The organism is Caulobacter sp. GW456-12-1-14-TSB4 (assembly GCF_059424195.1).
Genome location: NZ_JBWKZF010000007.1, coordinates 147988 through 161337, shown reverse-complemented (window position 1 = coordinate 161337; position 13350 = coordinate 147988). Strand labels below are relative to the sequence as shown.

Here is a 13350-nt window from a genome sequence, read left to right as displayed (position 1 = left end):
AAATCCCGGTAAATTCCAGAACACGACACCCAGTCTTGTCCAATGATCTCGCATCTTGTCTTGAAGTTCATTCGCGATCGTTGGCGATTTTCATCGATAAGAAGAGTCAGCCGGCGACCTTGACCGCGCTTTACCAGACATAACCCCACGAAATTCTCCGAGGGACTATTCCTTTGGTCAGCGCCCACCCCGGGCTCGGCCATCCCTTGGAGAACAGACATGAAGCGCGCCGTAGTTGGAATGATCGCGGCTCTTGCCGCCACCGCGCCGGTCGGCGCGGCCCTCGCCGCCGAGAAGCCGGTGTCCATCGTCCTGGTGCACGGCGCCTTCGTCGACGCCTCGGGCTGGCGTCCGGTCTACGAGCTGCTGTCGAAGAAGGGCTTCGAGGTCCTCGTCGTCCAGAACCCGACCATCACGCTGGAAGGCGACGCCACCGCCACCCGGGAAGCCATCACCCAGGCCCGGCATCCGGTCATCCTGGTCGGTCACTCCTACGGCGGCGCGGTGATCACCGAGGCCGGCGGCGATCCCAAGGTCAAGAGCCTGGTCTATCTGGCCGCCTTCGCGCCCGACGCCGGCGAGTCCGTCCTGCAACTGGCCAGCACGCCGGTTCCCGGCGAGCCGTCCGCGCCCCTGCTGCCGCCCAAGGACGGCTTCCTCCAGGTCGATCCGGCCAAGTTCCCGGCGGCCTTCGCGGCCGATGTCGATGCGGCCACCACCCACTTCATGGCCGCCTCCCAGGTTCCGTGGGGCCTCGGCGCCGTCGGGGCCAAGATCACCGCGCCGGCCTGGAAGGCCAAGCCCAGCTACTACCTGCTGACGACGCAGGACCTGATGATCCCGCCGACCGCCCAGCGCGCCATGGCGACACGAGCCAAGGCCAAGCTGGTCGAGATGCAGAGCAGCCATGCGGTCATGCTGTCCAAGCCCGGCGCTGTCGCCGACTTCATCGCGATGGCGGCCGACGCCAGCAAGTAGGCCGGCCCGCCTGACGATCTCGTCACGCATCCCGTCGTGGCGAGACCCCTTCCCCTCCCCGAAAACCATAGGAAATACCCATGACTAGACTGCTCACGTCCGTGGCCCTGGCCGCCATCGTCCTGGCCGCCGCGCCGCAAGCCCTGGCCGCACCGGCCCCGAAGGCCGCCGCCACGCGCCCCGCGCCGCCGGTCATCCACTACAAGACTGCCACCGTCGATGGCGTGAAGGTGTTCTACCGCGAGGCTGGCCCCGCCGATGGTCCGGTCGTGCTGCTGCTGCACGGCTTCCCGACCTCGTCGCACATGTTCCGCAACCTGATCCCGCTGCTGGCCGACAAGTACCGCGTCATCGCGCCGGACTATCCGGGCTACGGCCAGAGCGACGCGCCGGACCACGCCAAGTTCGCCTACACCTTCGCCAACCAGGCCGACATCATCGACAAGCTGGTCACCCAGATCGGCGCCAAGCGCTACACGATGTACGTGATGGATTACGGTGCCCCGATCGGCTACCGGCTGGCGCTGAAGCATCCCGAGCGGGTCAGCGGCCTGATCGTCCAGAACGGCAACGCCTATAACGAAGGCCTGCAGTCGCCGTTCTGGGATCCGATCAAGGTCTACTGGAAGGATCGTTCGCAGAAGAACCGCGACGCCCTGAACGGCCTGGTCACGCTGGACATCACCAAGTTCCAGTACACCGACGGCATGGGCGATGTGGGCCGCATCAGCCCCGACAACTGGGTCCACGACCAGGCGCTGCTGGACCGTCCGGGCAACCGCGACGTGCAGCTGGACATGCTGGGCGACTATGGCTCGAACGTGCCGTTCTATCCGGACTTCCAGAAGTTCTTCCGCGACAACCAGCCGCCGACCCTGATCGTCTGGGGCAAGAACGACAAGATCTTCCCCGAGGAAGGCGCTCATCCGTATCTGCGCGATCTGCCGAAGGCCGAGATCCACATCCTCGATAGCGGTCACTTCGCGCTGGAGGATCGCCTGAATGAGATAGCGCCGCTGATCCGCGACTTCCTGGATCGCAAGGTCGCCAAGTAGGCTTTACGTCTACGCCTCTAGTGTCCGCGACGCTCAGTGCGTCGCGGACATCATGCGTTGAGGTTGGATGTGTAGGGACTGGGCGAACACGCCCTCGATCCAGGCCTCGTCCCGCGCGGTCAGCTCGATGCACAGGACCCGGCGCGACGCTGCAGCCCCGACGCCGGCCTCGCTGGGCAGATCGATGACCGCCGAACGCATCGCCTGGGTCAACAGCGTGACCAGATCTTGAAGACGCCCTTCCAACGGACCCGGCTGAACCTCGCCGACCGGCAGCGGCGGCAGGGCCGTGGACGCCTCACCCATCTGGACGGGCGCGATGAACCGATAGCCTCGGCCGGTCACGGTGGCGATGTACCTGGCCGACTCCGCATCGTCGTCGAGCGCACGGCGCAGGGCGGCGATATGAACCTTGAGATTGCCCTCGACCACCGTCGTGGTGGGCCAGGCCTCTTCCAGCAATTCCTGCTTGCTGAGCACCTCGCCCGGACGCTGGACGAAGGCGGCCAGCAGATCCAGGGCCCGGCACCCGATGCGAACGGCCTGACCGTTCTTCAGCAGCAGCTGACGGCGCGGGATGAACACGAACTCTCCGAAGGCGTAGGTGACGGCGTGGGTCATGAGCACCCTCCTCTGATTGGGTTCGAGAGGTATGGCGGGGTGCGTCGGAGGGCTTCAATTCATCCATGGTCGCGCTGCGATCCCCGCAAGACGCGTGGCGCCTGACCTTCGTCTAGCCGGACTTCGCGCCCTGCGCGGGCCCGGCTCCTCGCGCCCGTTTCTCAGGGTCCGACTAGCCTATCGTCGAACGCCGCTAGACCTTCGTGAGGTGGCAGCCGCGCCTGGGCCGCGTTAGCTTGAAATCACTCAGACAGCCGAAAGATCAGACCCTGGAACACCGCGACAACGAGCGCCGGCTGCAGCACATGGTCGACGCCCTGCGCGACAGTGAGGCGGCGCTGCGCGAAAGCGAGCGGCAACTCCAACAAATCGTCGACTCGATCCCCGGCCTGACCTGGCGCGCCGACGCGCAAGGCAGCATCACCTACTGGAGCCAGAGCTTCATCGACTATGCGGGCGCCACGCTCGAAGAGATCGTCGGCTACGGCTTCATGAACTATCTCCACCCGGAAGATCGCGACCACGTGATGGCGACCTGGGTCGGCATCCTACAGTCCGGCAAACCCGGCGAGTCCGAGACGCGCATACGTCGGGCCGATGGCCAGTACCGGTGGTTCCTGTGGCGGGTCAGCCCGTTCTTCGACGGCGACGGCAAGCTCACTCAGTGGTTCGGCATCAATGTCGACATCGAGAACCGCAAGCGGGCCGAAGAGGACTTGCGTCAGAGCCAGAACGAGCTGGCCCACGTGACGCGCATGACGACCATGGGCGAACTGGCGGTGTCGATCGCGCACGAGGTCAACCAGCCGCTGATGGCGGTGGTCACCAACGCCGGGGCTAGCCTGCGCTGGCTGAACGGCGACACGCCGGACATCCCCATGGCGCGCCAGGCCCTCGAACGCATCGTGCGGGACGGCCACCGGGCGGGCGACATCATCACCAGCCTGCGCAACCTGGCTCGCAAGTCCGCGCCGCGCCTGGACCGACTGGCCCTGGACCAGGTCATCCCGGTGGTGCTCGACCTGCTGCGAGGCGAGTTCCAGCGCCACGGCGTCGTCGCCAAGGCCCATCTGGGCGAGGCCATCGCCATCCAGGGCGACAGCACCCAGCTGCAGCAGGTCGTCCTGAACCTGATCATGAACGCGGTCGAGGCGATGGCCGGCGTGGACGCCGGCGCGCGACGCCTGACGGTGCGCGTCCAGGCCCGCGACGGCGAAGCGATCGTCAGCGTGACCGACACCGGACCGGGCCTGGGGATCGACGATCCCGATCGCCTGTTCGAGGCCTTCTTCAGCACCAAGGCCGAGGGCATCGGCATGGGCCTGTCCATCTGCCGCTCGATCATCGAGGCCCATGGCGGCCGGATCTGGGCGGCCAACAACGGGACGCGCGGCAGCGTCTTCAGCTTCACCCTGCCCCTGGCGGAAGGAACCGGCGCCGATGTCTCCAGTCTCTAAGGACGGTCAGGCCATCGTCGCCGTCGTCGATGACGACGAAAGCATCCGCGAGGCGCTCGGCGGGCTCTTCCAATCGGTGGGGCTGGCGACCGAGCTCTACGGATCGGTACAGGCGTTCCTGGACGCCGGGTCGCTCGCCCGCGCGGGCTGCATCGTCCTGGACATCCGCCTGCCCGGCCGCAGCGGCCTGGAGTTCCAGGAGGCCCTGGCCCGCAGCGGCGCGAACCAGTCGGTCGTGCTGATCAGCGGCCATGTCGATGTGCAGATGGCGGTCCGGGCGATGAAGGCCGGCGCCATCGACGTATTGCCCAAGCCGGTGCGCGAACAGGATTTGCTCGAAGCGGTCAACAAGGCCTTGGCCGCCGACCAGCAGCGCCGCGCCGACGCCACGCGCGATCAGGCTCTTCGTGAGCGCTACGAGACGCTGTCCGAGCGCGAGCGGCAGGTCTTCGCCCTGGTGGCGACCGGCTTGCTGAACAAGCAGATCGCCGACCGCGCCGCCATCACCGAAGCGACCGTCAAGCTGCACCGCAGCCAGGTCATGAAGAAGATGGAGGCCGCGTCGCTGCCAGACCTCGTGCGCATGGCCGACCGTCTCGCCAAGGTCGACGCGGGCCCGGACCTCTAAGGCCGGACCCGCGCGAGGCCTCAGGCCTCGTTCATGAAACCGCGCAGCAGGGCGTTATACTGCGCGGGCTTCTCGTTCATGGTCAGGTGCGAACACCCGGTCATCACCGCCAGGCGCGTGGGGCCGGCGATGCCGTCGCGCAGGGTCTCGTGGCAATCGAGGGTGACCTCGTCGAACTCGCCGGTGGTGATCAGGGTCTTCTGGATGATGGCCTTGAGGTCCTTGCGGCGATCCCAGTCCTTGATCTTGCCGACGATCGTGAACTCGTTGGGACCGTTGAGCACGCGATAGGCCGGCGACTTGCCTAGCGACTCGAAGGCCGCCAGCACTTCGGGGCTGGGCGGCACGCGCAGCACGAAGGTGTCGTAGAACTTCTGGACCAGCTCGGCATATTCCGGCGCGCCCGTCTTGCCGGCTTTTTCAAGCGCATGGATCTTGACGCCCCAGCCATCCGGCATGGTGGCGAACAGGCGCTCGAACCCGGCCATGGCCTGCGGGATGCTGGCCATGGCGCCGCTGAGGATCAGGCGCTCCACGCCCTGGCCCCGCCCTTGGCACAGATACTCGACGGCCAGCAGCGCGCCCCACGAGTGGCCCAGCAGCACGACGCGGTCCAGCCCCAAGGCGGCGCGGACGGCTTCCAGCTCCTCGACCGAGCGCTGGATCGTGTAGACGCTGTCGTCCTCCGGCGCGTCGGCTTTGCCGCAGCCCAGCTGGTCGTAGAAGATCACCGGGCGCTCGTCGGCCAGGGCCTGCAGCGGCAGCAGGTAGTTGTGCGACGAGCCGGGCCCGCCGTGCAGCGTCAGCAACGGCGTCTTGCCGCCCGCGCCGAACTTGCGCCAATAGACCTTGCCGCCCGGGACCGTGGCATAGCCTTCGGACTGAGGCGCGGCGGCGAAGGTCGCGCTGGCCGAGGCGGCGAGCGCCGCGCCAAGGCCTGATTGCAAAGCGCCGCGGCGGGTCCAGCTGCTGATGGTCATGGTCGATACTCCTGAGATTTACTAAAAAGGCTGCCCACGCCGGGGCAGCGGTCTAGCCCGCGCCGATGACGGCCACGAGTAAGCGAACGGAAACTCAGCGTTTCCACGCGCGCGCCCTTACTGCAGGACGCGGGTCGCCGACGCCTGACGCCGCCAGCGCGCGGGCGAGCAGCCGATCAGATTGCTGAAGGTGCGCGTGAAGTGCGATTGGTCGGCGAAGCCGCAGACCAGGGCGATGTCACTCAGCTTGCGCGTATCGGCCAGCATCAGGTCCTGCGCGCGCTCTATGCGCCGGGCGGCCACGAACTTGGAGAAGGTGACGCCGAACGACCGCCGGAAGCGCCGCGAGAAATAGCCGGGGCTGAGCCTTGCATGGCCGGCCGCGACGCTCAGCGACACGTGGTCGTGCAGGTCCGCGTCGACATAGTCGCGCACGCGCTTGGCCTGCCAGGGCAGCAAGCCTTCCCAGCGCCCTTCCCGCGCACCTTCCGCGCGCCGCCCCAGGCCCAGTCCGAGACCAACGCCGAGGCCAAAGACATCCGCGCTCAGCTCGTCGAAATCGCGCGCCGAGGGCATGAACACCGCCAGGTCCGGCGCGTTCGCCGGCGTGAGCATGAAGCCCTCCGCCGCTATCTTCTGGGACTGGTGCATGGGCCGTCTCCGTCTTGGTGAGTTGCCCAGCAGACTAGGAGAGCCGCGCCCGATCGTGGCGTTAAGTGGCGTAAAGCGCCGTCAAGTTCGGCGTGTGGGCGGCTCGGGCCCATAGAGAATCTATTTTCCTACCAATTCAATCTGGATTGCACTGACGGGGTGTCGGCGCGCTTTCTGTCGGCATGGCCTCGCCCGATCCGACCGCGCCCGCCGACAGCGCCCTGCCCGCCTCCGTGCGGCCGGTGCTGTTCTGCGGCTCGGTGCTGATGCTGGACCTGCTGCGGACCTATTCCAAGGCGTTGGCGCTGGACGCGGAGTCGATCTGGATCCTGCTCTACGTGACCCAGCAGTCGATGCAGCCGTTCCTGCTGGACCCCGAACAGGCCCGCGCCTGGAGCGCCGCGCCGGTGGTGGCCGACGAGGTCCGGGGCTGGGTTAGCCGCCGCGCGGTGGCCGAGGGCACGGGCCTGCCGCGCGAGACGGTCCGACGCAAGATGGCCGTCCTGTGTCGCGACGGCCTGCTGGTCGAGGACGAATTCGGCCGCATCCGCGTGCGGAGCGACGGCTGGGAAGCCGAATATCTGAAAGACTTCGCCGACCAGATATCGACCGCTGTCGATCGATACGAGCGCCGCATGACCATGATCGGCGACTTCATCAGCCACGCTTGAACAACCGATCCGACGTCAGGCGCGGATAGATTTCCCATATGCTCTCGCTCACCGACCCATTTCAGGTCGGACTTTAGAAATTACGCTTACCCACACCAGTTTTACGGATTTGCCGGCCCGGCACATCAAAGCCTATCCATGAAATAGGTTTTAGAGGCCGAACGCGGAGACGCCGATCGGCCCGATGTCGGGGATCTCATGTCGGCCATTCGTCCTAGTCACTCGCTCCTGCCCTTGCTGACCGCCGCCGCGGCGCTGGGGCTGGCCCTGCCCGCCTCCGCCAACGACGCCGCGTCCGCGCCGGTCGTGGCCGCGCCGGCCGCCGCCGACGCTGTCACCGACGCCGCCGACGGCGCGGCCGTCGAGCAGGTGCTGATCACCGCCCGCCGTCGCGAAGAGAAGCTGCAGGACACTCCGATCACGATCTCGGCGGTCTCGGGCCAGGTCCTGAAGACCGAGCGGCTGGATCGCGTGGCCGACTACGCCGCCAAAATCGCCGGTTTCAACGCCCTGCAGCAGAACACCCGCGTCTCGACCCTGACCATCCGAGGCGTCGGCGGCAACGCCAACAGCGACGGCTCCGAGGCCGGGGTCGGGCTGATCGTCGACGGCGTGTTCTTCACCCACCCGGGCTTCTCGTGGCTGGACTTCGTCGACCTCGATCACATCGAGCTGGCGCGCGGTCCGCAGGGCACGCTGCTGGGCAAGAACACCACCCTGGGCGCCCTGATCGTCACGACCAAGGCCCCGTCCTTCACGCCGGAAGCGACGATCAGCGCCACGGTCGCCAACCGCGACCGCTACCAGCTGCGCGCCAACGTCTCGGGCCCGCTGATCGAGGGCAAGCTGGCCGCGCGCCTGACGCTGTACGGCGACACCGGCGGCGGCTGGATCAAGAACAAGCACGACGGCAAGGACTATCTGGACAACCACCGCTGGGCGGCGCGCGGCCAGCTGCTGTTCACGCCCAATTCGGTCTTCACCGACCGCCTGATCGTCGAGCACTACGACACCCAGGAGTACAACAACTACTACCCGGCCATCGCCGACCCGCTGACCTACGCCAACGGCGCGCCGCGCAACGGCTGGGCGCGCAAGCTGGCCACGGCCTTCGGCTACACCCCGTCCTACGACATCGAGGACGCCAATGTGGACACCCAGGAACGGCTGGTGTCGCGCACCGACGGCGTCTCCAACCAGGCCGATTTCAAGATCGGCGACTACCAGCTGACCTCGATCAGCGCCTGGCGACGCCTGTACTTCCGCCCCTACAACGACAGCGACGGCACGCCTTTCCCGATCTTCCGCGCCGGCTACGACGTCGATGTCGACCAGTACTCGCAGGAACTGCGCCTGGCCTCGCCGACTGGCGGGGCGGTGGACTGGCAGACCGGGATCTTCCTGCTGAAGCAGAAGGTCAGCAGCAACTTCCGCACCCTGTTCTACAGCGGAGCCTCGGCCTTCTTCCTGTCGCCCGCCCTGCCCGGCGTGATCCTGGACGGCCTGGAGACCGACCAACGCGGCCTGTCCGACACCTCCAGCGCCGCCGTGTTCGGCCAGGGGACTTGGCATCTCAGCGACAAGGCCGCCCTGACCGCCGGCGCGCGCTACACCCACGAGAAGCGCGAGGCGTCCAACACGTCCTTCGCCCTGGGCGGCGCGCCGCTGACCGGCGCCCTCGCCCCCTTCGCCGTCTACCGCGCGGCCGTCACCGGCGCGCCGTTCACCGTGACCGGCGAGCACAAGGGCGGTTCGGTCTCCTGGCTGATCAACCCCTCCTACAAGATCACCGACGACATCCTGGCCTATGGCAGCGTTTCGTACGGCGAGAAGTCCGGCGCGGCCAACCTCGGCGCCAAGCCGGGCGACGCGATCATCATCGGTCCGGAGAAGTCGACCGACTACGAGCTGGGCCTGAAGACCACGTGGTGGGGCGGCCGGGCGACGCTGAACGCCAACCTCTACCGCAACACCATCACCGGCTATCAGGCCACGCTCAGCGACCCGACCGCCACCACGGTCCGCTCCTATCTGGCCAATGTCGGCAAGGTGCGGCTGAAGGGCATCGAGGTCGAGGGCGCGGCCCAGGTCACCTCGACCCTGAACCTGTCGTTCAGCACCGCCTGGGGCGAGTCGATCTACGCCTCGTACCGCAACGCCCCGCCGCCGCCCGAGCTGACCTATCCCGGCGCGCCGGTCGCGGTCGACCTGTCGGGCAAGCAGGTCCCGCAAGCGCCCAACTGGACCGGCCAGGTCAGCGCCCGCTGGGAGCAGCCGCTGGCCAACGGCTGGACGACCTTCGCCTACGCCAACGAGGCCTGGAAGAGCCGCACCTATCTGCATCCGCTGTCGTCGTACGGACGCCAGGACGGCTACGGCCTGACCAATGCGGGTCTCGGTTTCCGCACCCAGGACGACCAGCTGTCGGTGACGGTGTGGGCCCGCAACCTGTTCGACAAGCGCTACGCCGCGGCCTTCGGCGCCGCCTCGGCCGTCACCCCGTATATCGCCATCCTCGGCGAGCCTCGCACCGTCGGCGTCACCCTCGCCGCCAAGCCGTTCTGAGGAGCCGGGCGATGAGCAGCAACCCACGCCAGATCCGCCTCGGCGCCTTCCTGATGGGGGTCGGCCACCACCTGGCCGCCTGGCGCGCGCCGGGGGTCAACCCCGCCGACCTGCACGACTTCGAGCACTACAAGCGCCTGACCCTGTCGGCCGAGGCGGCCGGGTTCGACGCGGTGTTCTTCGCCGACAATGTCGGCCTGGCCGGCGGCGCGGGCTCGGACGTCGCGCCCAACCCGTACTATTTCGAGCCGCTCAGCCTGCTGTCGGCCCTGGCGCCGCTGACCTCGCGGATCGGCCTGATCGCCACGGTCTCGGCCACCTACCTGCCGCCCTATCACCTGGCGCGGAAGTTCGCCTCGCTGGACCACATCAGCGGCGGCCGAGCGGGCTGGAACCTCGTCACCTCCGGCAGCGACGCCGAGGCCCGCAACTTCGGCCTCGAGCACCAGATCGCCCACGCCGAGCGCTACGCCCAGGCCGAGGAATATGTCGAGGTCGTCAAGGGCCTGTGGGACAGCTGGGACGACGACGCCTTCGTCTTCGATCAAGCCGGTCAGCGCGCCTTCGACCCAGCCAAGGTCCGGACGCTGGACCATGTCGGCCGCTACTTCTCGGTCCAGGGGCCGTTGCAATCGGCGCGGCCGGTGCAGGGCTGGCCGGTCATCGTCCAGGCCGGCTCGTCGGGCGCAGGCCAGGCCCTGGCGGCCATGACCGCCGAGGTGGTGTTCACCGCCCAGCAGACCCTGGAGGAGGCTCTGGCCTTTGCCTACGGCCTGAAAGCCCAGGCGGCCGGCTTCGGACGGCGGCCGGACGAGATCCTGGTCATGCCCGGCGTCATGCCGTTCGTCGCCGAGACGGAAGCTGAGGCCCAAGCGCAGTACGACCAACTCCAGGCGCTGGTCGATCCTCGCCTCGGGCTTGGCCTGCTCTCGGCCATGGCCGGCGCCGATCTGTCGAAGTTCCCGCTCGATGAGCCCCTGCCCGAACTGCCGCCCACCGAGGGCTGGCAGAGCCGCCAGAAGCTGTTCGTCGATCTCTCCCGCCGCGAGGGCCTGACCTTGCGCCAGTTAGTCGGCCGGGCCGCCGCCGCGCGCGGTCACCACGTGGTGGTCGGCGACGCGATCCAGGTCGCCGACCGGCTGCAGGCCTGGTTCGAGGCCGGGGCCGCCGACGGCTTCAACATCCTGCCGCCGACCCTGCCGGACGGCCTCACCGCCTTCAACCGCCTGGTCATCCCCGAGCTGCGCCGCCGCGGCCTGTTCCGCGAGGCCTACGAGGGTTCGACGCTGCGCGAGCACCTGGGCCTCAAGCGCCCGGTCCGCCGTCCCGCGCCAACGCCCGCCCCCGCCCTGCAAGCGTCCTGAGCAGAGGAACCCTCATGTCCGAAGCCGCCCCTTCCAACCCCAGCTGGCTGCGCCTGTCGATCTTCGCCAGCCTGGCCATCCCGCTGGCCGGCGCCGGCCTGCCGCTGGCCGTCTACCTGCCGCCCTACTACGCCCAGGAGCTGGGCCTGGGCCTGACCACGGTCGGGGCGATCTTCATGCTGACCCAGGTCTGGGGCGCGATCACCGATCCGGTGATCGGGGCGCTGTCGGACCGGACCCGCACGCGTTTCGGCCGTCGCAAGCCCTGGATCGCCGCCGGCACGCCGCTGCTGGTCTTGGCCACGGCGGCGATCTTCCTGCCGCATCTGTTTGGAGTGACCAAGCCCGGCGCGGCCTGGCTGGCCAGCTGGCTGACGGCCTTCTACCTGGCCTGGGCCGCCGTGCAGATTCCGGTCTCGGCCTGGGCCGGCGAGATCTCCGGTCAGTACCACGCGCGCAGCAAGGTCCAGACCTTCTTCCACGTCACCACGGCGCTGGGCCTGCTGCTGGTGCTGATCCTGCCGGCGCTGCTCGACCGCATCGGGGCCCGCGACGGCGCGCCGGCCGACGGGGCCCAGAAGGTGGCGACCATGGGCGGCTTCATCCTGCTGACCCTGATCCCGTCCATCCTGGCCGCCCTGGCCTTCGTGCCCGAGCCCGCCAGTCCGCCGCGCTCGGCCGATGCGAAGCCATCCCGCGCCGCCATCCTGGCCGTGCTGCGCGACCGCCTGCTGGTCAAGGTGCTGGCCTCGGACTTCGCCGTCACCCTGGCCCAGCTGACCCGCAGCTCGCTGTTCGTGTTCTTCGTCTCGGCCTATGTCGGCCGCCCCGATCTGGCCGCCGGCCTCTTCCTGCTGCAGTTCGTGTTCGGGGTGTTCGCCGGACCGATCTGGCTGGCCATCGGCTATCGCCTGGGCAAGCACCGCACCGCCATCGCCGGCGAGCTGACCCAGGTGGCCATCAATCTGGGCCTCCTCTTCGTCGCCCCCGGCGCCCTGCCGCTGCTGCTGAGCCTGACCATCGCCCAGGGCCTGGCCCAGGGTTCGGGCAACCTGATGCTCCGCGCCATGGTCTCCGACGTCGCCGACAAGCAGCGACTGGAAACCGGCGAGGACCGCACCGGCCTGCTGTTCTCGATCTTCAGCCTGACCAGCAAGGCCGCCACCGCCGTGGCCGTCGGCGTCGCCCTGCCCCTGGTCGGCTTCCTCGGCTTCAAGCCCGGCGTCGTCAACACGCCCGAAGCCCTGCTGTCGCTGAAGCTGGTCTTCGCCCTGGGCCCGGCCATCGCCCACGCCTTCTCGGCCCTGCTGCTGGCCGGCTTCGATCTCGACGAGGCCCGTCACAGCGAAATCCGCACGGCGCTGGACGCCCGCTCGGACAGCCTGGCCGCGCCTCTCGCCGCCGAATAACCCCTTCACCTCCGCTCAACCGCAAAGGACCTTCCCATGAGCGCCGACGGACACCTGCCCCTGAATATCGATACCGACCTTGGCCTGGACATCCGCCGCGTCGGCGGCCGCATCGGCGCCGAAGTCGCCGGCGTGAACCTCTCGGCCGACCTGCCGGACAACACCCTGCAGGCGATCGAGAAAGCCCTGCTGCGCCACAAGGTGCTGTTCTTCCGCGACCAGCACCACCTCGACGACCAAGGACAAGAGGCCTTCGCCCAGCGCCTGGGCGAGCCGCAGGCCCACCCGACCGTGCCGGTCCGCGAGGGCACCAAGTACCTGCTTGAGCTGAACTCCGAGCACGGCGGCCGCGCCAACAGCTGGCACACCGACGTCACCTTCGTGCCGGCCTATCCCAAGGCCTCGATCCTGCGGGCCGTCGTCTCGCCCGAATACGGCGGCGACACCGTCTGGGCCAATACGGCCGAGGCCTATAACCGCCTGCCCGAGCCGCTGAAGACCCTGGCAGACGGCCTGTGGGCGGTCCACACCAACGCCTACGACTACGCCGCCAGCCGGCCGGACGTCAGCAACGAGGCGCTGGAGAAGTACCGCGCCGTGTTCGCCGCCACCGTCTACGAAACCGAGCATCCGCTGGTGCGCGTCCACCCCGAGACCGGCGAGCGCGTCCTGATCCTGGGCCACTTCGTCAAGGCGCTGAAGGGCCTGTCGACCGCCGACAGCCGCCGCCTGTTCGACAGCCTGCAGGAACAGGTCATCAAGCTCGAAAACACCGTCCGCTGGCGCTGGCGCGAGGGCGACGTGGCCATCTGGGACAACCGCGCCACCCAGCATTACGCGGTCGACGACTATGGCGACCAGCGCCGGGTCATGCGCCGCGTGACCCTGGCCGGCGACACGCCGGTCTCGATCGACGGCCGCTCCAGCCGCCTGATCACGCCAGTCCAGGCTTAAGGCCGCACGATCGGGGC

12 protein-coding genes are annotated in these 13350 nt (G+C 68.3%); 9 read left to right on the top strand and 3 right to left on the bottom strand.

Features of this window, described 5'->3' with window-relative positions:
* Positions 1-219: 219 nt before the first annotated feature.
* Together AC07YH_RS09090 and AC07YH_RS09085 are read left to right on the top strand one after the other, a co-directional pair.
* Positions 220-978: an alpha/beta hydrolase gene (locus tag AC07YH_RS09090; RefSeq protein ID WP_494746683.1), complete on the top strand. Its 759-nt coding sequence runs from the start codon at positions 220-222 to the stop codon at positions 976-978.
* A gap of 80 nt (positions 979-1058) precedes the next feature.
* Positions 1059-2033 carry an alpha/beta fold hydrolase gene (locus tag AC07YH_RS09085; protein ID WP_494746682.1) on the top strand — a complete coding sequence of 325 codons (975 nt, stop codon included), beginning with the start codon at positions 1059-1061 and terminating at the stop codon, positions 2031-2033.
* Between the two features lie 33 nt (positions 2034-2066).
* On the opposite strand, the gene AC07YH_RS09080 is transcribed toward AC07YH_RS09085, so the two are convergent.
* Complete coding sequence (locus AC07YH_RS09080) at positions 2067-2654, bottom strand: winged helix-turn-helix domain-containing protein (protein ID WP_494746681.1); 588 nt, start codon at positions 2652-2654, stop codon at positions 2067-2069.
* Positions 2655-2890: 236 nt separating this feature from the next.
* Between AC07YH_RS09080 and AC07YH_RS09075 the strand changes: the two genes are divergently transcribed.
* Positions 2891-4111, top strand: coding sequence for a sensor histidine kinase (locus AC07YH_RS09075; RefSeq protein WP_494746680.1), 1221 nt, complete (start codon positions 2891-2893; stop codon positions 4109-4111).
* Positions 4095-4739, top strand: a complete 645-nt coding sequence (locus AC07YH_RS09070; protein ID WP_494746679.1) for a response regulator transcription factor — start codon at positions 4095-4097, stop codon at positions 4737-4739. The genes AC07YH_RS09075 and AC07YH_RS09070 overlap by 17 nt, the downstream gene beginning before the upstream one ends.
* 20 nt (positions 4740-4759) lie before the next feature.
* Here AC07YH_RS09070 and AC07YH_RS09065 read toward each other — a convergent pair whose 3' ends face one another.
* The gene (locus AC07YH_RS09065; RefSeq protein ID WP_494746678.1) at positions 4760-5719 is read right to left on the bottom strand and encodes a proline iminopeptidase-family hydrolase; all 960 of its coding nucleotides are present in this window, start codon (positions 5717-5719) and stop codon (positions 4760-4762) included.
* A gap of 117 nt (positions 5720-5836) precedes the next feature.
* The gene (locus tag AC07YH_RS09060) at positions 5837-6370 is read right to left on the bottom strand and encodes a helix-turn-helix transcriptional regulator (protein WP_494746677.1); all 534 of its coding nucleotides are present in this window, start codon (positions 6368-6370) and stop codon (positions 5837-5839) included.
* A gap of 182 nt (positions 6371-6552) precedes the next feature.
* On the opposite strand from AC07YH_RS09060, the gene AC07YH_RS09055 reads away from it, so the two are divergent.
* The 5 genes from AC07YH_RS09055 (at position 6553) to AC07YH_RS09035 (ending at position 13333) form a co-directional block, all read left to right on the top strand.
* Complete coding sequence (locus AC07YH_RS09055) at positions 6553-7041, top strand: hypothetical protein (RefSeq protein ID WP_494746676.1); 489 nt, start codon at positions 6553-6555, stop codon at positions 7039-7041.
* 198 nt (positions 7042-7239) lie between these two features.
* The gene (locus AC07YH_RS09050; protein ID WP_494746675.1) at positions 7240-9606 is read left to right on the top strand and encodes a TonB-dependent receptor; all 2367 of its coding nucleotides are present in this window, start codon (positions 7240-7242) and stop codon (positions 9604-9606) included.
* Between the two features lie 11 nt (positions 9607-9617).
* Positions 9618-10970 carry an LLM class flavin-dependent oxidoreductase gene (locus AC07YH_RS09045; protein WP_494746674.1) on the top strand — a complete coding sequence of 451 codons (1353 nt, stop codon included), beginning with the start codon at positions 9618-9620 and terminating at the stop codon, positions 10968-10970.
* 14 nt (positions 10971-10984) lie between these two features.
* Positions 10985-12379 carry an MFS transporter gene (locus AC07YH_RS09040; RefSeq protein ID WP_494746673.1) on the top strand — a complete coding sequence of 465 codons (1395 nt, stop codon included), beginning with the start codon at positions 10985-10987 and terminating at the stop codon, positions 12377-12379.
* A 36-nt stretch (positions 12380-12415) separates the two neighbouring features.
* The gene (locus AC07YH_RS09035; protein ID WP_494746672.1) at positions 12416-13333 is read left to right on the top strand and encodes a TauD/TfdA dioxygenase family protein; all 918 of its coding nucleotides are present in this window, start codon (positions 12416-12418) and stop codon (positions 13331-13333) included.
* Positions 13334-13350 lie beyond the last annotated feature (17 nt).